The following is a 17,986-nucleotide window of genomic DNA, read 5'->3' on the forward strand; positions in this document are numbered from 1 at the left end:
GCCATGGACCGCGGCGGCCCGCGCGATCTCGCGGCCATCGGCCAGGGCCTCGTCGCCGCAGCGAGCCTCGCCGATCTCGTCGCGGACACGGGCGCCGGCGAACTCACCGCCGCGGCGGAAGGCCTCGCCCGTCCCGATCAGGTGCTGGCCGCCCACCTCGCCGCAGCGCTCGCCGAGGACCTGCCGCTGCTCAAGCGCGACGGCGGCTTCGTCAGGCCCGGCTACCGCGACAGCCTCGACGAGACCCGGGCCCTGCGCGACGAGAGCCGCCGCGTCATCGCCTCGCTGCAGACCCGCTACGCCGAGGAGACCGGCATCCGCGCCCTCAAGGTCAAGCACAACAATGTGCTCGGCTATTTCGTCGAGGTCGCCCAGCAGCACGGCGAGACCTTCCTGAAGGCCCCGTTGAACGAGACCTTCATCCATCGCCAGACCATGGCGGGCGCGATGCGCTTCTCCACCACGGAGCTCGGCCAGCTGGAGGCGAAGATCGCCGGTGCCGCCGACCGGGCGCTGGGCATTGAGCTCGACGTCTTCGCCGAGCTGGTGCGCGCCATACTCGACCGCTCCGACGCCATCCGCGCGGCCGCGAGCGCCATCGCCGTCCTCGACGTCGCCGCCTCCAACGCCACGCTCGCGGCCGAGGAGGCCTGGTGCCGGCCGCTGGTGGACAATTCCCTCGCCTTCGCGGTGAAGCAGGCGCGCCATCCCGTCGTCGAGCAGGCGATCCGCGGCCGCGCCCCCTTCGTCGCCAACGACTGCGACCTCTCCGGGAGCGACGGCAAGAGCCACGAGCCCCGCGGCCGCATCTGGCTGATCACCGGTCCCAACATGGCGGGCAAGTCGACCTTCCTCCGGCAGAACGCCCTCGTGGCGGTGCTCGCCCAGGCCGGCGCCTTCGTGCCGGCGGCCTCGGCCCATATCGGCATCGTCGACCGTCTCTTCTCCCGCGTCGGCGCCGCCGACGATCTCGCCCGCGGCCGCTCCACCTTCATGGTCGAGATGGTCGAGACGGCGGCGATCCTCAACCAGTCGGGCCCGCGCGCCCTCGTCATCCTCGACGAGATCGGCCGCGGCACGGCGACCTTCGACGGCCTCTCCATCGCCTGGGCGGCGGTGGAGCACCTGCACGAGACGAACCGCTGCCGGGCGCTCTTCGCCACCCACTTCCACGAGCTGACCGTGCTGTCGCGGAGGCTGGACCGGCTCTCCAACGCCACCATGCGCGTGAAGGAATGGCGCGGCGACGTGATCTTCCTGCACGAGGTGACGGAAGGGGCCGCCGACCGCTCCTACGGCATCCAGGTGGCGAAGCTCGCGGGCCTGCCATCCACTGTGGTCGAGCGCGCGCGGCAGGTGCTGGCCGAGCTGGAGGCGACCGACCGGTCCGCGCCGACGCGGCGGATGGTGGACGACCTCCCGCTCTTCGCCGCGGCGCCCCGGCCCGTGGCGGCACCACAGGCCGACCCCGTCCTCGATCTTCTCGACGGCATGGACCCCGACGACATGACGCCGCGCGAGGCCCACGAGGCGCTCTATGCGCTGAAGGCGCGACGCGTCAGGACGCCCTGACCCGGTTCAGCACCAGCAGGATTGCCGACCAGGCGAGCGGGATGCAGAGGCCGATGGCCATGCCGGTCCACACCTCGCCGCGTAGCGCGAAGAGGTGCATGACCAGCAGGTAGCCGGTGAAGCCGAAGATCATCGTCATGCCGTTGACGAAGGCGGCGGCCACCGCCGGGCCGCCGAGGCGGCGGTGCATCAGCAGGATGAAACTCGAAAAGCTCGCCGGAAACAGCGCCGCCATGCCGGTCGCCGCGGGACCGACCCGCTCCGACACGAGGATCACGCCGACCACCACCGAGACGACGATGGTCGCGCGCAGGGGAATGTCGAACCAGCGCCGGCGCATGGGCGGCGGCTTCTCCCCGCCCCGCCACGACCAGGTGATGGCCGCGGCCGCGGCAAACACGACGAGGTTGAGGATCAGCGCCGAGCCGATGGTCCAGTCGAAGGCCTTCACCGCGAGCACCCCCGCGAGCCAGGCGGCGACCATGCCGGCAAAGGCGATGGCGAGGCCCGCTCCGCGCCGGGCGAGAAAGGCATAGGCGAGCGCCGCGGGGACGATGGCGACATTGCCGGCAAGGCTCGACAGCGCCGCGCGGGCGATGAAGGCGGCGTCATGGTCGAGCGCCAGCAGCACATAGGCCGGCCCGGTCGAGACCGGCAACGCCAGCACGAGGGCGGCGATGAAGGGGCGCGACCGCTCGGCGACGAGCGATGCCGCGACGACGATGAACGCCGTGGTCGCAGCCTTCAGGAGGAGGGAGAGGAGGAACACGGGATCAGCACGCCGGGCGGAGGGACCCGAGGCTTATCCGCTTCGCGCCGCCGCGGGCAGCCGTCTCAGTGCAGGACGCGCCCGCCATTGGCGTGCATCTCGGCGACGAGGGCCGCAACCCCCTCGAGATGCGGGTTCACCGCCAGCGCCGCCTCGAAGGCGATGAGGGCCTCGGTCTCGCGGCCGTGGCGCAGGCAGATCTGCGCGAAGCCCGACAGCGCGCCGAAATGGCGCGGCTCGCGCTTCAGCGCCTCCATCACGTCACGCACCGCATAGGCGTCGTCGCCGCGGATGAAGTTGAGCGTGGCCCGCTTGTTCCAGGCCTCCGACCATTCCGGGCGGGCATCCACCAGGGCGTCGAGGACCAGCTGGGCGACGTCGTAGTCCTTCAGCGCGATGGCGTTGATCGCCTGTTCCATCGCCTCGTCGGCATAGTCGTCCTCGTGATTGGTCCAGATCGCCCAGATCAGGTCCTGCAGCTCATAGGCCGGCTGGTGCGGCTTGAACCGCGCGAGGTCGCGGAACAGTGCGTCGAGCCGCCTCGGCTGGCCCTCGGCCGGCTTCATGGCGTCGAGCTTCAGCACGAGCTGCAGGCATTCGTCGAAGGCAATCCTGTCGGACACGCTGGCTCCGCTCTGGCATCGGATGAGGACCGTGCGGTCCCGGCGAGTTTATCTGGGCATCCGCAGCGGACAAGCCAAGACCTGGACAAGGCTGGCCGGCAATTGCGGCGGTTCGGTGCCCGGCCTCAGGGCGAAAGGCCGGAATGCGCCTGCCTGAGCAGCCGGAGGGCGGCGACGAATCCTGGGCCGGGGCAGAGGGTCAGCGCGTCCGGCACCACCACGCGCTTGCTCGGTGGATAGAGCCGGGCGAGCGCCGGATGGGCGAGCATGGCCGCGCCCTGGTCGGCAGCGCCCGGCGCTCCTTCGCCGAGGATCAGCACGTCGGGCCGGCGCGCCACCACCGTTTCGAGGCTCACGAACCCGCCGAGGCCGGTTCCGGGAGCTGCATGACGGAAGCCGGCGCGCGCGGCGAGTTCGCCGAGGATCGAGTGCGGTCCCGCCGCATAGCCGCGCCGCTCGTAGGGCAGGGCCGACACCCACCGCTCGTCCTGCGAGGGGGGCAGGTCCAGCTGGCGGGCGAGGGCTTCGCCCCGCTCGGGGTGGCCGAGCAGCGCGGCCGTGTGCCGCACCAGTGCGGCGGCTTCGGCGAGCGAAGCGGGCAGGGGGAGCCGTTCTACCCTGAGGCCGCGGGCGGCGAGGACGCGGCCCGTGCCGAGCCTGTCGAGCGGACCGAGGAGGACGAGGTCGGGCGCGAGCGCCAGGGCCTCCTCGGCGCTGCCTCCGGTCTGGGGGATACCGCGGGCGGCCTCGGCTGCCGCCGACACGCGGGCGTCGCGGGCAAGCGACGACAGGGCGGCGATCTGGCTGCGGTCGGCCAACGCCAGCACGAGCTGGTCGGCGCACAGGTTGAGGGAGACGATGCGCCGGGGGGTCGCCTCGGCGGCGGAGATGCCCGCCGCCACCAGGCAGGCGGCGAGGACGAGGCCTCTCACGCCGCGTGTGTTTCCGGGGGGCTCGCGAGAAGGGCGCGCAGGCTCGCTTCGTCGCGGGCGTTGCGCAGCTTCTGCACGTTGCCGGGATCGCGGGTGAGCCGGGCGATTCGCGACAGCGCCTTCAGGTGGTCTGCCCCGGCGCCCTCGGGCGCCAGCAGCGTGAAGACGAGGTCCACCGGCTGGCCGTCGATGGCGTCGAAGTCCACCGGCCGCTCCAGCCGCGCGAACAGGCCAAACACCCGCTCGAGCTTCGGCAGCTTGCCGTGCGGAATGGCAATTCCGCTCCCTGCACCGGTGGAGCCCAGGGTCTCGCGCTCGCTCAGCGTGTCGAAGATGTCCTGCGCCGGCCTGCCGGTCAGGGCCGCCGCACGGGCGGCGAGTTCCTGGAGCAGATGCTTCTTCGAGGTCGCCCTGAGGGCGGGAATGATCGCGCCTTCGGCAATGATGTCTGGAAGCGGCATGGCTGCCTTCTCGGATAGGACGCGGACCGATTCGTCAGGCCCGCCATTAATCTCCATGCAATGACGGTGCCATGACGCGCTCAGGCGGAGCCGTTCGCCATGGCCGGCGGATCGATCCAACCCACGTGGCCATCTGCGCGCCTGTAAACCACATTCACGCGGCCGTGAACAGCGTGATGGAAGACGAGCGCGGCCGCACCGGTCAGGTCGAGTTCCATCACCGCATCCGCCACCGTCATGCGCCGCATGGACGAGGTCTGCTCGGCGATGATGACCGGCTCGAAGGCACCGTTGGCGCCCTCGTCCTCCTCGGTCTCCTCCTTCGGAGCCTCGATGACGACATAGGGCATCTCGATGCCGGCCGGCTGGGCCTGGTGCCCGGCGCGGTCCTTCAGCCGGCGCGCATAGCGCCTGAGCCGCTTCTCGATGCGCTCGACGCCGAGGTCGCAGGCGGCATAGGCGTCCGCCGCGAAGGCCTCGGCCTGCAATGACATGCCGGTGGGCAGGTGGAGCGCGGCGATGGTGCGAAAGCCGTGGGCCTCTTTCTCGACGGTGACGTGGCCCGTGACCCGGCCGTCGATGTAGCGCTGCGCGGCCTCGCCGACCCGCCCTGCGATCCTCTCGCGGAGCGCCTCGCCGATATCGAGATTCTTGCCGGAAATGCGCAGAGCCATGGGGCTCCTCCGATGTTCTGTTCGATCCGGCGCCGCCGCACGACGACGCCCCGAAGCCTTCTTCTTATGGTCCCAAGGGGTAAGGACTGCCTTGGGACAAGTCAATGCGACCACCCGCCCGCAACGCCGGGGAATGCCCTCGGGCATGGCTCTGGCGCATCCGTTAAACCCTTGAAATGAGTGCGGGTTTCTAATGGTGTCCGACGCCGGTGTCGCGGCGGTCGGACAGCCTGTGCACCGGATCAGCGGTCGGGGACGAAGGGCGTTCCAAGGGCGGCAGGCGCCTGCGCCTCGCCGCGCCGCCGGAGGCTGATGACGACGAGAACGACGATGGTCGCGAGATAGGGCAACGCCGACATGGCCTGACTTGGAATGCCCCAGCCGCGCGCCTGGGCATGGAGCTGCAGCACCGTGACGCCGCCGAAGAGATAGGCTCCCAGAACCGCCCGCAACGGCAGCCATCCCGCGAAGACGACGATGGCGAGGGCGATCCAGCCGCGCCCCGCCGTCATGCCGGGAGACCAGAAGGGCGTGTAGGCGAGCGAGAGATAGGCACCGGCGAGGCCCGCGCAGCCGCCGCCGAACAGCACGGCGAGGAAGCGGATGCGGAGCACCGGATAGCCGAGCGCATGGGCGGCGCCGTGGCTCTCCCCCACCGCCCTGAGCACGAGGCCCGCCCGCGTCTTCCACAGGAACCACCAGACGCCCACCGCCAATAGCGCGGAGGCATAGACGATCGGGTCCTGCGTGAAGAGCACCTTGCCGACCACCGGCAGGTCGGAGAGCCATGGGACCGCGATCTTGGCGAGCGGATCGCGTCGCGCACCGACGAAGTCGCGGCCGATGAGGCCCGACAGGCCGATGCCGAGGATGGTGAGGGCGAGGCCCGTCGCCACCTGGTTCGCCGCAAGGCCTAGGGCGAGCGCGGCGAAGACCGCGGCGAGGATCATGCCAGCCGCAATCCCCGCAAGGATGCCGACGAGGGTCGAACCCGTCAGGATGGCGGCGGCGAAGCCGGTGGCGGCCCCGACGATCATCATCCCCTCGACGCCGAGGTTGAGCACGCCCGAGCGTTCCACCACCAGCTCGCCGAGCGCGGCGATGAGCAGCGGCGTCGCGGCAGTGATGATGGTGAGGAGGATGGCCTCGGTCATGCCCATCAGGCGGCCCTCGCCGGTTCGACCAGCCGCAGCCGGTAGAGCAGGAACGTGTCGCAGCCGAGCACGAAGAACAGGAGCAGGCCCTGGAAGACGCGCGTCACGTCGAGGGGGATTCGCATCGCGATCTGCGCATTCTCGCCACCGATGAAGGTGAGGGCGAGGAACAGGCCTGCGATCAGCGCGCCGATCGGGTTCAGCCGTCCGAGGAAGGCGACGATGATGGCGGTGAAGCCGTATCCGGGCGAGATGGAGGGCTGGAGCTGGCCGATCGGCCCCGCCACCTCGATGATGCCGGCGAGGCCCGCCAGCGCGCCGGAGACGGCGAAGACGAAGAGAGTGGTGCGGGCCGTGCCGAAGCCGGCGAACCGGGCAGCGCGCGGCGCCTCCCCGGCGAGGCGGATCTCGAAGCCCTTGAGGCTGCGCCCCATCATCAGCGCTGCGGCGAGCGCCACGACGATGGCGATGAGGAAGCCGGCATGCAGGCGGCCCGCCTCGAAGAGCAGCGGCATGGTCGCCTCAGGCTCGAAATTCACCGACTGCGGGAAATTGAAGCCCTTGGGGTCGCGCCAGCGCCCGCGGACGAGGTAGTCGAGGATGAGCTCGGCGACATAGACCAGCATCAGGCTGGTCAGGATCTCGTTGACCCCGAGCCGCGCCTTGAGCAGGGCCGGGATCAGCGCCCAGAGCAGGCCGCCGAGAATGCCGAGCGCCAGCATGGCCGGCCAGACCCAGGGCCCGTTCGGCGTGCCGTGGGTTGCGAGCGCCAGCCAGGAGCCGAAGACCGCGCCCATGACGAGCTGGCCCTCTGCGCCGATGTTCCAGACATTGGCGCGGTAGCAGAGCGTCAGGCCGACGGCGATGAGGATCAGCGGCGTCGCCTTGACCGCGAGCTCCTGCAGCGCCCAGCCGTCGCTCAGGGGATCGACGAAGAACACCTTCAGCGCCGCGAGCGGAGCCTTGCCGAGCAGGGCGAAGAGGATGGCGCCGGCGACGAGAGTAAGCGCCACGGCGGCCAGCGGCGAGGCGAGCGCAATCCACGCCGGGCGGTCGTCGCGGCGTTCCAGGATCAGGCGCATGGTGGCCTCGTGGAGATGGCGGGCCTGAAGGCCGCCCCCGCACCCTCCCCGCGCTCCGCGCGGGGAGGGGGACCATGACGTCCCGGTTCGTCCTTCCCGGTCGCGCCTGGCACGACCGCGAAAACGGGGTGCGACGCCGTAGTCCCCCTCCCCGGGCGGAGCGCGGGGAGGGCGCGGGTGGGGCTCTTGTGCGGCGTCACCCCAAGGGCTTGGGCGGCAGTCGTCCTCATGCCGCGACTCCGTGGATGCCGCCCATCATCAGCCCGACGGTCTCGCGGTCGAGGCCCGCCGTCGGCGTCGCCGCGCTGAGCCGCCCCTCCGAGATGACCGCGAGGCGGTCGGCGAGGGCGAAGAGCTCGTCGAGGTCCTGGCTGACGACGAGCACGGCCGCGCCGCGCGCTGCGAGGTCCACCAGCGCCTGGCGGATGGTGGTGGCCGCGGCCGCGTCGACGCCCCAGGTCGGCTGCGCCACGACCAGGAGCTTCGGCTCGCGCAGGATCTCGCGGCCGACGACGAATTTCTGCAGGTTGCCGCCGGAGAGCGCCCGGGCCTGCGGGTTCGGCCCGCTGGTCCTGACGTCGAAGGCGCGGACCACCCGGGCGACCCAGTCTGTCAGCGCACCGCCGTCGACGAGGCCCCGCCGGACGAATCCGTTGGTGGCATGGCCGGAGAGGAGCGCGTTTTCCGTGAGGGTGAAGCCGGGCGCTGCCGCATGGCCGAGCCGCTCCTCCGGTACGAAGGCGGCACCGAGCCGGCGGCGGGCGCTGACGCCGAGCCCGCCGATCGCCCGCCCGTCCAGGCTGATGCTCTCCGCCGGGCTCGTCCTCTCGCCCGACAGCGCGGCGAAGAACTCGTCCTGGCCATTGCCGGCGATTCCCGCGATCCCCACGATCTCGCCGGCGCGCACCGTCAGGTCGATGTCCTTCAGGCGCGTGCCGTGGGTGTCGGCTGCCGGCAGCGACAGGCCCTTGACCACCAGACGGTCGGCTCCCGCCGCATGCGGCGCGGTGCGCACCTCGCCGACCTCCGTGCCGACCATCAGGCGGGCGAGGCTCGCCGCCGTCTCCTCCCGCGGCGTCGCCGTCGCCACGACCCTGCCGAGGCGCAGCACGGTCGCCCGGTCGCAGAGCCGGCGCACCTCGTCGAGCTTGTGGGAGATGTAGAGGATGCTCCGCCCCTCGGCCTTCAGGGTCTCCAGCGTGACGAAGAGCTGGTCGGCCTCCTGCGGGGTGAGCACCGAGGTCGGCTCGTCGAGGATGAGGAGCTTCGGGTCCTGCAGCAGGGCGCGGACGATCTCGATGCGCTGCCGCTCGCCGACCGACAGGCGCCAGACCTCGCGCTTCGGCTCCAGCGGCAGGCCGTAGGCCCGCGACAGCCGCGCCACCTCCGCCTCGATCGTCGCGATGGGCGTGGTGGCCGGCAGGGAAAGTGCGACGTTCTCGGCGACGGTGAGCGCCTCGAACAGCGAGAAATGCTGGAACACCATGCCAATGCCGAGCCGGCGCGCCGCAGCCGGGCTGGCGATGGTCACCGGCCGGCCCTCCCAGGCGATGGTGCCTTCCGAGGGCTGCAACAGGCCGTAGAGGATCTTCACCAGCGTCGACTTGCCGGCGCCGTTCTCGCCGAGCAGGGCGTGGATCTCGGAGGGCGCCACGGCGAGGTCGACATGGTCGTTGGCGACGAGGGCGCCGAACCTGCGGACGACGCCCCTGGCTTCCAGCAGCGGCGCCATCAATAGGCAACCTTGTCGGGTTTCGCCGCCCATTCGAGGAAGACGCCGCGCGCCTCTGCCGAGGGTCGGTGGTCCATGCGCGCCATGGTGATGTCCGGTGCGCGCGTCACCTCCGCATAGAAGGGCGCGTCGTCGAAGCCGATGGCGGCGGCGTCCTCGCGGGTGTTGCCGTAGACGATGCGGTCGACGCGCGCCCACAGCGCCGCGGCGAGGCACATGGGGCAGGGCTCGCAGCTCGAATAGAGGGTGGCGCCCTTGAGGTCGAAGCGGTTCAGCGCGGTGCAGGCGCGCCGGATGGCGACGACCTCGGCATGGGCGGTGGGGTCGTTGGTCGAGGTGACCTGGTTCCAGCCCTCGGCCACCACCTTGCCCTCCATCACCACGACGGCGCCGAAGGGCCCGCCATGGCCGGCCTGCATGTGCTCGCGCGACAGGGCGACGGTGCGGGCCATGAACAGGGCGTCGAGATCGGTTCTCATCGGCCGATCTCACGCGGGCGGGGGGCGTAAGTCAATTCGGGGCTGCGGGGAACTTTGAAGGCTGGAACCTTCTGGCGCCTTGCCCGATGCAGAACGCCCCGCGCCGCAGCCGAACTCTACTTCTCAGAGCACTCCGCCCGTCCGCATTGCCGCGATCTCTTCCGCCGAATAGCCCGCCGCCGCCAGCACCGCGTCGGTATGTTCGCCGAGCCGCGCGCCGGTCCAGCGGATGGCGCCGGGGGTGCGGGTCAGCTTCGGCACGATGCCCTGCATCAGCATACGGCCGAGGCCCTGCGCCTCCACCTCGACGATCATGTCGCGGGCGCGGAAATGCGGGTCTGTCGCCACCGCCGCCGCGTCGTTGACCCCGCCCGCCGGCACCGATGCGCCGTCGAGCAGCGCCAGCAGCTCGTCGCGCGGCTTGGTGCGCGTCCAGTCGCCGATGATGCGGTCGATCTCCGCCTGGTTGTCCGGCTGTCCGCGCGCCCCGTGCGTGGCAAAGCGCGGATCCTCCATCAGGAAATCCATGCCCATGACGGTGAAGAGCCGCTTGCAGATCGTGTCGGCATTGGCGCCGATGACGATGTGGTGGCCGTCCAGCGTCGGGTAGATGTTGGAGGGCGCGAAACCGGGCGAGGTCAGGCCGGTGCGCCCGCGCACGTGCCCCGTGACCGAATACTCCGCCACGATCCCCTCGATCGAGGCGAGGATGGCGTCGGTGAGGCCGACGTCGATGACCTGGCCCTTGCCATCTAGGGAGCGCTGGTGGAGCGCCGAGACGATGCCGAAGGCGGTGTAGATGCCGGCCAGCGTGTCGCCGATCGACAGGCCCGTGCGCGTCGGCAGCCGGTCGGGGTAACCGTTGATGGTGCGCATGCCGCCCATGGCCTCGGCGACGGCGGCAAAGCCGGCCTTCTCCGCATAGGGGCCGTACTGGCCGTAGCCGGAGACGCGGGCAATGATGAGCTTCGGATTGAGCGCGTGCAGGGCCTCGACCGTGAGGCCCCACTTCTCCAGCGTGCCCGGCCGGAAGTTCTCCAGCAGCACGTCGGCGTCCGTCAGGAGCCGGCGCAGGATGTCCTGCCCCCGGCTCTTCCTGAGGTCGATCGTGACGCTCTTCTTGTTGCGGCCGATGACCGGCCACCAGACGGAGGCGCCGTCCTTCTTGGCGAATCCCCACTGGCGCATCGGGTCGCCCTTGCCCGGGTCCTCGAATTTGACGAGGTCGGCGCCCATGTCGGCGAGGAGCTGGCCGCAATAGGGTCCGGCGATGAAGGAGCCGAGCTCGATCACCTTGATGTCGGAGAGGGGACCGGTGGCGGGGGCGGTCATGGCGGGGCTCCTTCGCGTGCGGACGGCAGACCTAGCCGCGACGCGCGGGGGCGGCAAGGACGCGCGGGCAGGGCACCCGTGCCGTCAGTGCGTCGTCTTGCGGGAGGTCTCGAGGTGCCGCGACCAGCGCGACAGGCCGAAGCAGATGAGCCAGTAGACCGTGCCGGCGAAGGCATAGGCCTCCATGTTCATGCCCACCCAGGCGGGATCGGCGAGCGAGGCCTGGGCGATGCCGAGGAGGTCGAAGATCGAGACGATGGAGACCAGCGAGGTGTTCTTCACCAGGGCGATGAACTCGTTGGTCATGGCCGGCATGGAGATGCGCAGCGCCTGCGGCAGGACAATGAGCCCCGTCGTCTGCCAGTAGCCGAGCCCCTGGGCGCTCGCCGCCTCCCACTGCCCCTTCGGCACCGCCTGCAGCCCGCCGCGCACCGCCTCCGCCATGTAGGCGGCGATGACGAAGGCGAGGCCGACGAGGGCGCGGATGAGGCGGTCGATGTCCCAGCCTGCCGGCATGACGAGCGGGAGCAGCAGCGAGGCGAGGAAGATCACGGTGATGATCGGCACGCCGCGCCAGAACTCGATGAAGATGGTCGCCACAAGCCGGATCACCGGCAGTTCTGACTGGCGGCCGAGGGCGAGCAGGATGCCGAGCGGCACGGCGAGCGCCCCGGCATAGACCGACAGGAAGACGGTGAGCATCAGCCCGCCCCACTGGCGCGTCTCCACCCGCGGCAGGCCGGCGCCGCCGGCGAGGAGCCAGGCCGCGACGACGAGGAACGCGGCCCAGAGCAGCGGCACGGCGAGCGCCCGCCGCGGCAGGCCCGGCCAGAAGGACAGCGCCGTCGCGCCGATCATCAGGAGCGCCGCGAGATTGACCCGCCACCGCTCGGAGGGCGGATAGAACCCGTACATGAACTGGCCGAAGCGCGCCTTGACGAAGACCCAGCAGGCGCCGCCGCCGGTGCAGTCGGCCCGCGTCGAGCCGGCGAAATGCGCGTCGATGAGCGCCCACCTGACGATGGGCACCACGATGGCGACGATGGCCGCAAGGCAGAGCAAAGACACGACGGTGTTGAGCGGCGTCGAGAAATAGTCGGCCTTGAGCCGGCGCACGAGCGAGGCGCGGACCGGCCGGACGCCGAGGGTGCTGGCGGCGGTCATCGGGTCACCAGCCGCGTCCGGGCGTTGTACCAGTTCATGAAGGCCGAGACGGCGAGGCCGAGGGCGAGATAGATCGCCAGCGTGATGGCGATGATCTCGATGGCCTGACCGGTATTGGTCAGCGCCGAGCCGACGAAGACGCTGACGAGCTCGGGAAAGGCGATGGCGGCACCGAAGGACGAGTTCTTCAGCACGTTGAGATACTGGCTGGTCAGCGGCGGGATCATCACCCGCATCGCCTGGGGAATGACGATGAGGCTCAGCGCCCGGTTCGGCCTGAGGCCGAGCGCATAGGCGGCCTCCCACTGGCCCTTGACGACGGACTGGATGCCGCCGCGCACGATCTCGGCGATGAAGCCTGCCGTGTAGGTCGCGAGCGCCGCGAACAGTGCCACGAACTCCGGCACCAGCACGAAACCGCCGCGGAAATTGAAGCCGCGCAGCGCCGGCACGTCCCAGGCGCTCACCACCGAGGCGATGCCGAAGGCGACCGCCGGCACGCCGAGGAACAGCGCGAGGCCCGTTGCCCAGACCGGGAAGATGGCGCCGGTGGCGTCGCGCCGACGCTTGGCCCAGATCGCGATGGCCGCCTGCGCGACGAAGCCGGCGAAGACGACGAGGGCGGCGATGCGGAAGGCGGTGCCGTCCGTCGGGATCGGGATGGTCAGGCCGCGGTTGTTGAGGAAGGCGACGGCGAAGAGGCCGATGGACTGGCGCGGGCCCGGCAGGGCTGCGATGACGCCGAAATACCAGAACAGGACGAAGAACAGCAGCGGGATGTTGCGGACGAACTCGATATAGGCGCCGGCAAGGCCCGAGAGCAGCTTGTTCGCCGAGAGCCGCGCGACGCCGATGACGAAGCCGAGCAGGGTCGCCGCGATCGCCGCGACGAAGGTGATGACCAGCGTGTTGGCGACACCCACCCAGAGCAGCGCGAGGATGTTGGCGTCCGGCGTGTAGTTCGTCAGCACGAAGGAGACGTCGATGCCCGACGTGCGCCACAGGAAGTCGAAGCCGGAGGCCATGCCGGCATTGACCATGTTCTGCGAGGCGTTGCGCACGACGACGACGATCGTGCCGGCGAGGCCGGCCAGAAGGGCCACCTGCCAGAAGATCTCGCGCACGCGCTTGTCGTAGAAATAGCGGGTCACGTCACCAGCCGGTTGGGACGAAAGAAGGCCCCCCGCCCGTGGCGGGAGGCCCATGGCGTCGCGGATCAGGAGTTCCGGTTCACTGGAAGGGCGAGGTGAACAGGATGCCGCCGCGGGTCCACAGGGCGTTCTGGCCGCGCTCGAGGCCGAGCGGCGAGCCCTTGCCGACCGTCCGCTCGAAGCTCTCGGCATAGTTCCCGACCTGCTTGATGGCGTTGAACATCCACTCGTTCGGCAGGCCCAGCATGGCGCCGAAATTGCCGTCGGCGCCGAGCAGGCGGCGGATCTCGGCGTTCTTCGAGTTGGCGCGCATGTCGTCGACGTTCTTCGAGGTCACGCCGAGATATTCGGCGGCGATCATGCCGTTCAGCACCCAGCGCACCACGGCCTGCCAGCGCTCGTCGCCCCAGCGGGTGACCGGACCCTGGGGATCGTTGGAGATGGTCTCGGTCATGATGGTGTGCTCGCCCGGGGTCTTCAGCTTGATGCGCTGGCCGGCGAGCGCGCCGATGCCGGCGGTGTAGCTGTCGCAGCGCCCGGCGTCATAGGCGGCGATGGCGTCGTCGTTCTTCTGGAAGTTGATGATCGACACCTTGATGTTGCGCTCGCGGAAATAGTCCGCGGCCATGCGCTCTTCCGTCGATCCCGCGGCGACGCAGATCGAGGCGTTCTCGAGGTCGGTCGGCTTCTTGGCACCCGAAGCGGTGCGCACGATGAAGGTCTGGCCCTCGTAGAAGTTGATGCCCTGGAAGTTCACGCCGAGCGTGGCGTTGCGCGTGAAGGTGATGGTGGTGTTGCGCGACAGCAGGTCGACCTGGCCCGACTGCAGCACCGGCCACCGCTGCTGCACGGACGTCGGGGTGTAGCGCACCTTGTTGGCGTCGCCGAGCACGGCTGCAGCCACGGCGCGGCAGAAGTCGACGTCGAGGCCGGTCCACTCGCCCTTGTCGTTGGCGAAGGAGAAGCCCGGCAGGCCGAGGTGCACGCCGCATTCCAGATGGCCGCGGGCGCGGATGGCGTCGAGCGTCGGCGAGGGCGCCAGCTGCTGGGCGCTCGCAGCGCCTGCGCCGAGCGCGAGGATGGCGGCGCCGAGGGCGCCACGGGCGAAGAGGGTCATTGGACAGGCTCCCGGTAGGCTCCGGCGGAACGATCCGGCCGGAGAAAATCCCGCGCCACACTCGGAAGGCGCACGAAAAGAGTCAACTGTCCGACGCGCTGTCACGCCGGACGATTTTTCCTCAGCCCCTCACGAAGCCGACGATGTCCTTCACCTGGTCCATGACCGGCCGGGCGATGGCGCGGGCGCGGGAGGCGCCGTCGGCCAGGATGCGGTCGATCTCGCCGGGATCGGCGAGGAGGCGCTTCATCTCCGAGGTGATGGGCGAGAGCTTGGCCACCGACAGGTCGGCCAGCGCCGTCTTGAAGCCGGAGAACTGGCCGCCCCCGAACTCGGCGAGGACGTCGGCCTTGGTGCGCCCGGCCAGCGCCGCGAAGATGCCGACGAGGTTGTCGGCCTCCGCTCGGCCCTTGAGGCCCGCTTCCTCCGACGGCAGCGCTTCCGGGTCCGTGCGCGCCTTGCGGATCTTCTGGGCGATGGTGTCGGCGTCGTCGGTCAGCGCGATGCGCGAATAGTCCGAGGGGTCCGACTTCGACATCTTCTTCGTGCCGTCGCGCAGGCTCATGACGCGCGTCGCCGGCCCCATGATCACCGGCTCGGTGACGGGGAAGAAGGCATCGCCCAGGCCGAGTTCGGCGATCCGCTCGGCATAGTCGTTGTTGAACTTGATCGCGATGTCGCGGGTCAGTTCCAGATGCTGCTTCTGGTCCTCGCCCACCGGCACGTGGGTGGCGCGATAGGCGAGGATGTCGGCGGCCATCAGGCTCGGATAGGCGAAGAGGCCGAGGGAGGCGTTCTCCCGGTCCTTGCCGGCCTTGTCCTTGAACTGGGTCATCCGGCTCATCCAGCCGATGCGCGCGATGCAGTTGAACACCCAGGCGAGCTCGGCGTGCTCGTGCACCTGGCTCTGGTTGAACAGGGTGGAGCGCTTCGGGTCGATCCCGGCCGCGATATAGGCGGCGGTCACCTCGCGGATGGCCTTCTGCAGCGCCTTGGGGTCCTGCCAGACGGTGATGGCGTGCATGTCCACGACGCAATAGATGCAGTCGTGCGTCTCCTGCATCGCCACCCAGTTCACCAGGGCGCCGAGATAGTTGCCGAGGTGCAGGTCGCCGGAAGGCTGCATGCCCGAGAAGACGAGCGGCTTGAAGGTCGCCATGGTGGTGGAATCCCAGAGCAGGGGCGGCCATCTGCCGTCCCGGAGGCCGGCTTCCTCGCATGCGGCGCGAGGCGTTTCAAGGCTCGCCGGGGGCGACCCCGCAGCCATGCGTGGCAGGACGGCTCCCGGCGTGGTAATACTTGGGCTCCCACGGGTAAGACTGGAGCTTCGCCATGGCGACGACAGTGACGACGAAGGGCCAGGTGACGATTCCGAAAAGGGTGCGGGATGCACTCGGCATCGTGCCGGGCAGCAAGGTCGAGTTCAGGCCCGGAGTGGATGGGCAGATCGTGCTGACCAAGGCCGAGGGAGAGGGCGCGGGCGATCGGCCGAGCCGGTTCGCGCGGATCCGCGGCAGCGCCGGACCTGGCATGACGACGGACGAGATCATGGCCCTCACCCGCGGCGATCTGAACGAATGATCCTGGCCGACACCAACGTTCTGCTCGACATCTTTACCGATGATCCGGTCTGGGCAGACTGGTCGGCCGCCAGGTTGGACGCTGCCCTGATCCTCGGGCCGGTCGTCATCAACGACGTCGTCTTTGCCGAGTTGTCGGTCCGCTTTGAGCGGATCGACGACGTTGACGCGGCCCTAGCCGGCGCGGGGATAGCCGTCGACCCCGTCCCGCGCGAAGCCCTGTTTCTCGCCGGCAAGGTTTTCCTCGCCTATCGTCGCGCCGGTGGCCCTCGCACCGGCGTGCTGCCCGATTTCTTCATCGGCGCCCACGCGGCCGTCCGCGGCTGGCCGCTCCTGACGCGCGATGCCCGCCGCTACCGCACCTGGTTTCCGGGCCTGGAGCTGATAGCTCCGGTCTGAGCCCTACTCCGCCAGCACGCGCGTCGGCGGGAAGACCACCTCCACCAGCGTGCCCTGGTTCGGCGCCGAGGAGATGCCGAAGCTCGCCCGGTTCGCCTCCACCAGCGCCTTGGTCAGCGGCAGGCCGAGGCCGGTGCCCTTGGCGGCGCGCGGGCTGGACGTGGCCACCTGGCGGAACGGCTCCATGGCGGCCTTGAGCTCGGTCTCGGTCATGCCGACACCGGTGTCGCGCACGCGCAGCACAGCCTCGCCCGCATCCGACAGGCCGGTGGAGACGATGATCTGGCCGCCGGCCGGCGTGAACTTCACCGAGTTGGACAGGAGGTTCAGCACGATCTGCCGCAGCGAGCGGGAATCGGCGACCACGTTCGGCAGGCGCGGCTGCAGGGAGGAGCGGATGATGACGCGCTCGCGGTTCGCCTGCGGCTGCATGATCGCCACCGTCGACTGCACCATGTCGTTGAGGTCGACGCTGGTGAAGGCGAGCTCCAGCTTGCCGGCCTCGATCTTGGAGAGGTCGAGGAGGTCGTTGATCAGCGACAGGACATGGCCGCCGGAGGCGTGGATGTCCTTCAGGTAGTCGCGGTAGCGCTCGTTTCCGATGGCGCCGAAGCGCTCCTCCATCATCACCTCGGAGAAGCCGATGATGGCGTTGAGCGGGGTGCGGATCTCGTGGCTGATCTTGGCGAGGAAGTCGGACTTCTGCGACGAGGCCTGCTCGGCCTGCCGCTTGGCGGCCAGGAGGTCCTCCTCGGCCTTCTTCCAGTGCGTCATGTCGCGGAACACGGCGGCGAGCTTCGGGCGCGCCGCGGGGCCGGTGCGGCCCATGGTCATGTAGAGCGGGATGAGGCCGCCCTGCTTGACCCGGCCGATGATCTGGCGGCCGTCGTTGAGCACGCTGGCAACGCCGTTGGAGAGCAGCCCGTCGCAATAGTCGAGGGCCGAGCGATGGCTCTCGGGCGCGAAGAGCGTCGTCACCGACAGGCCCTTCACCTCGGCCGATTCATAGCCGAACAGCGCTTCTGCCGACCGGTTCATGCTCTCGATCGCACCGTCCGACGTGACGATGACGATGCCATCGGTGGCGGTGTCGAGGATCTGCTCGACTTCGTCCAGCCGGCCGCGCAATTCGCTGAGCGTCGCCGATTCCTGGTCGGCGGCGGCCTCCGACACGGATGCGCGGGTCAGGGTGAAGAGGAAGGCCGACTGCCCGGCCCAGGTGACGCGCGACAGATGCGCCTCCACCGGAATGTCGACACCGCCGGCGGTGGTCAGCGTCACCGCCTCGCCGCTCTCGGTCCCGCCGGCGAAAAGGCGCGAGACGCCGCCCGCCTCCTCCAGAGCCGCGGCGTCGGCGAAGCCGATCCAGTCGAGCAGCGTCCGGTTGGCGAAGAGCACGGCATTGCCGCGATGGACGATCAGGCCCGTCGGCACCTTGTCGAGGAGGGCGGCGAGATCGGCGTCCTGGCCGGGCTCGGCCGTCGTTCCCTCCGTGCCGAAGGCGCTCGGCAGCGGGCCGAACGGCGTGCCGGACTCGACGAAGGACGGGGCGGGAGCCTCACCCGCCGTCGCGGGAGACGCCGTCTGCGGCAGTTCGGGTGCGGTCGGGGCGGCGGGCTCGTCCAGGGGCGCCGGAGGGGCGTTCTGCTCGGCCGGCGGCGGCAGCGGGTCGGGCGTGCGGGTGGCTGCCGGATCGGTCGGCACGGCGTCGTCCGTGCGGGCGCCGAGGGCGCGGGCGATCTCGCGGAAGGCGTTGCGCTCGCCC

Annotated in this window: 18 protein-coding genes; 3 read left to right on the forward strand and 15 right to left on the reverse strand. The window is 70.2% G+C overall.

The window, feature by feature from the left end:
- Nucleotides 1–1,572: DNA mismatch repair protein MutS (mutS, locus tag ACT6XY_RS18345; RefSeq protein WP_444749764.1), on the forward strand; the 1,572-nt coding region annotated here is incomplete at its 5' end.
- Here the strand turns inward: mutS and ACT6XY_RS18350 are convergent.
- The 14 genes from ACT6XY_RS18350 to trpS all read right to left on the reverse strand — a co-directional run bounded on the left by ACT6XY_RS18350 (nucleotide 1,559) and on the right by trpS (nucleotide 15,401).
- A complete protein-coding gene (locus ACT6XY_RS18350; protein WP_444749765.1) occupies nucleotides 1,559–2,341 on the reverse strand; it encodes a hypothetical protein in 783 nt (260 codons plus the stop codon). The genes mutS and ACT6XY_RS18350 overlap by 14 nt on opposite strands.
- A 65-nt stretch (nucleotides 2,342–2,406) precedes the next feature.
- The gene (locus tag ACT6XY_RS18355) at nucleotides 2,407–2,964 is read right to left on the reverse strand and encodes a tetratricopeptide repeat protein (RefSeq protein WP_444749766.1); all 558 of its coding nucleotides are present in this window, start codon (nucleotides 2,962–2,964) and stop codon (nucleotides 2,407–2,409) included.
- Between the two features lie 125 nt (nucleotides 2,965–3,089).
- Nucleotides 3,090–3,896 carry an ABC transporter substrate-binding protein gene (locus ACT6XY_RS18360; RefSeq protein WP_444749767.1) on the reverse strand — a complete coding sequence of 269 codons (807 nt, stop codon included), beginning with the start codon at nucleotides 3,894–3,896 and terminating at the stop codon, nucleotides 3,090–3,092.
- On the reverse strand, nucleotides 3,893–4,357 hold the full coding sequence (gene ptsN, locus ACT6XY_RS18365) for a PTS IIA-like nitrogen regulatory protein PtsN (protein WP_444749768.1): 465 nt from the start codon (nucleotides 4,355–4,357) through the stop codon (nucleotides 3,893–3,895). The genes ACT6XY_RS18360 and ptsN overlap by 4 nt, the downstream gene beginning before the upstream one ends.
- Before the next feature lie 80 nt (nucleotides 4,358–4,437).
- A complete protein-coding gene (gene hpf / locus ACT6XY_RS18370; RefSeq protein WP_444749769.1) occupies nucleotides 4,438–5,031 on the reverse strand; it encodes a ribosome hibernation-promoting factor, HPF/YfiA family in 594 nt (197 codons plus the stop codon).
- A 242-nt stretch (nucleotides 5,032–5,273) separates the two neighbouring features.
- The gene (locus ACT6XY_RS18375) at nucleotides 5,274–6,191 is read right to left on the reverse strand and encodes an ABC transporter permease (protein ID WP_444749770.1); all 918 of its coding nucleotides are present in this window, start codon (nucleotides 6,189–6,191) and stop codon (nucleotides 5,274–5,276) included.
- A complete protein-coding gene (locus tag ACT6XY_RS18380; protein ID WP_444749771.1) occupies nucleotides 6,191–7,267 on the reverse strand; it encodes an ABC transporter permease in 1,077 nt (358 codons plus the stop codon). Before ACT6XY_RS18380 ends, ACT6XY_RS18375 begins: the two co-directional genes overlap by 1 nt.
- Nucleotides 7,268–7,493: 226 nt before the next feature.
- Nucleotides 7,494–8,999 (reverse strand): ABC transporter ATP-binding protein, encoded by a 1,506-nt coding sequence (locus tag ACT6XY_RS18385; RefSeq protein WP_444749772.1) that lies wholly within the window; start codon nucleotides 8,997–8,999, stop codon nucleotides 7,494–7,496.
- Nucleotides 8,999–9,478, reverse strand: a complete 480-nt coding sequence (locus ACT6XY_RS18390) for a nucleoside deaminase (RefSeq protein WP_444749773.1) — start codon at nucleotides 9,476–9,478, stop codon at nucleotides 8,999–9,001. Before ACT6XY_RS18390 ends, ACT6XY_RS18385 begins: the two co-directional genes overlap by 1 nt.
- A gap of 123 nt (nucleotides 9,479–9,601) precedes the next feature.
- A complete protein-coding gene (locus ACT6XY_RS18395; protein WP_444749774.1) occupies nucleotides 9,602–10,810 on the reverse strand; it encodes a CaiB/BaiF CoA transferase family protein in 1,209 nt (402 codons plus the stop codon).
- An 84-nt stretch (nucleotides 10,811–10,894) separates the two neighbouring features.
- Complete coding sequence (locus ACT6XY_RS18400; protein WP_444749775.1) at nucleotides 10,895–11,974, reverse strand: amino acid ABC transporter permease; 1,080 nt, start codon at nucleotides 11,972–11,974, stop codon at nucleotides 10,895–10,897.
- The gene (locus ACT6XY_RS18405) at nucleotides 11,971–13,125 is read right to left on the reverse strand and encodes an amino acid ABC transporter permease (RefSeq protein ID WP_444749776.1); all 1,155 of its coding nucleotides are present in this window, start codon (nucleotides 13,123–13,125) and stop codon (nucleotides 11,971–11,973) included. The genes ACT6XY_RS18400 and ACT6XY_RS18405 overlap by 4 nt, the downstream gene beginning before the upstream one ends.
- A 79-nt stretch (nucleotides 13,126–13,204) precedes the next feature.
- Nucleotides 13,205–14,242 (reverse strand): amino acid ABC transporter substrate-binding protein, encoded by a 1,038-nt coding sequence (locus ACT6XY_RS18410; protein ID WP_444749777.1) that lies wholly within the window; start codon nucleotides 14,240–14,242, stop codon nucleotides 13,205–13,207.
- A 121-nt stretch (nucleotides 14,243–14,363) separates the two neighbouring features.
- On the reverse strand, nucleotides 14,364–15,401 hold the full coding sequence (gene trpS / locus ACT6XY_RS18415) for a tryptophan--tRNA ligase (protein WP_444749778.1): 1,038 nt from the start codon (nucleotides 15,399–15,401) through the stop codon (nucleotides 14,364–14,366).
- A gap of 173 nt (nucleotides 15,402–15,574) precedes the next feature.
- Between trpS and ACT6XY_RS18420 the strand changes: the two genes are divergently transcribed.
- Both ACT6XY_RS18420 and ACT6XY_RS18425 read left to right on the forward strand, forming a co-directional pair.
- The gene (locus ACT6XY_RS18420) at nucleotides 15,575–15,823 is read left to right on the forward strand and encodes an AbrB/MazE/SpoVT family DNA-binding domain-containing protein (RefSeq protein ID WP_444749779.1); all 249 of its coding nucleotides are present in this window, start codon (nucleotides 15,575–15,577) and stop codon (nucleotides 15,821–15,823) included.
- Complete coding sequence (locus ACT6XY_RS18425) at nucleotides 15,820–16,221, forward strand: type II toxin-antitoxin system VapC family toxin (protein WP_444749780.1); 402 nt, start codon at nucleotides 15,820–15,822, stop codon at nucleotides 16,219–16,221. The genes ACT6XY_RS18420 and ACT6XY_RS18425 overlap by 4 nt, the downstream gene beginning before the upstream one ends.
- Nucleotides 16,222–16,224: 3 nt before the next feature.
- Here the strand turns inward: ACT6XY_RS18425 and ACT6XY_RS18430 are convergent.
- Nucleotides 16,225–17,986: ATP-binding protein (locus tag ACT6XY_RS18430; protein ID WP_444749781.1), on the reverse strand; the 1,762-nt coding region annotated here is incomplete at its 5' end.

Source organism: Phreatobacter sp. (assembly GCF_052440005.1).
In the GTDB taxonomy this organism is placed as follows: domain Bacteria; phylum Pseudomonadota; class Alphaproteobacteria; order Rhizobiales; family Phreatobacteraceae; genus Phreatobacter.

Bases quoted from the DNA above. Each gene is read 5' to 3' on its own strand.
- ptsN (WP_444749768.1), bottom strand. From the start codon at position 4,357: ATGCCGCTTCCAGACATCATTGCCGAAGGCGCGATCATTCCCGCCCTC.
- hpf (WP_444749769.1), bottom strand. From the start codon at position 5,031: ATGGCTCTGCGCATTTCCGGCAAGAATCTCGATATCGGCGAGGCGCTC.
- ACT6XY_RS18375 (WP_444749770.1), bottom strand. From the start codon at position 6,191: ATGGGCATGACCGAGGCCATCCTCCTCACCATCATCACTGCCGCGACG.
- ACT6XY_RS18380 (WP_444749771.1), bottom strand. From the start codon at position 7,267: ATGCGCCTGATCCTGGAACGCCGCGACGACCGCCCGGCGTGGATTGCG.
- ACT6XY_RS18385 (WP_444749772.1), bottom strand. From the start codon at position 8,999: ATGGCGCCGCTGCTGGAAGCCAGGGGCGTCGTCCGCAGGTTCGGCGCC.
- ACT6XY_RS18390 (WP_444749773.1), bottom strand. From the start codon at position 9,478: ATGAGAACCGATCTCGACGCCCTGTTCATGGCCCGCACCGTCGCCCTG.
- ACT6XY_RS18395 (WP_444749774.1), bottom strand. From the start codon at position 10,810: ATGACCGCCCCCGCCACCGGTCCCCTCTCCGACATCAAGGTGATCGAG.
- ACT6XY_RS18400 (WP_444749775.1), bottom strand. From the start codon at position 11,974: ATGACCGCCGCCAGCACCCTCGGCGTCCGGCCGGTCCGCGCCTCGCTC.
- ACT6XY_RS18410 (WP_444749777.1), bottom strand. From the start codon at position 14,242: ATGACCCTCTTCGCCCGTGGCGCCCTCGGCGCCGCCATCCTCGCGCTC.
- trpS (WP_444749778.1), bottom strand. From the start codon at position 15,401: ATGGCGACCTTCAAGCCGCTCGTCTTCTCGGGCATGCAGCCTTCCGGC.
- ACT6XY_RS18420 (WP_444749779.1), top strand. From the start codon at position 15,575: ATGGCGACGACAGTGACGACGAAGGGCCAGGTGACGATTCCGAAAAGG.
- ACT6XY_RS18425 (WP_444749780.1), top strand. From the start codon at position 15,820: ATGATCCTGGCCGACACCAACGTTCTGCTCGACATCTTTACCGATGAT.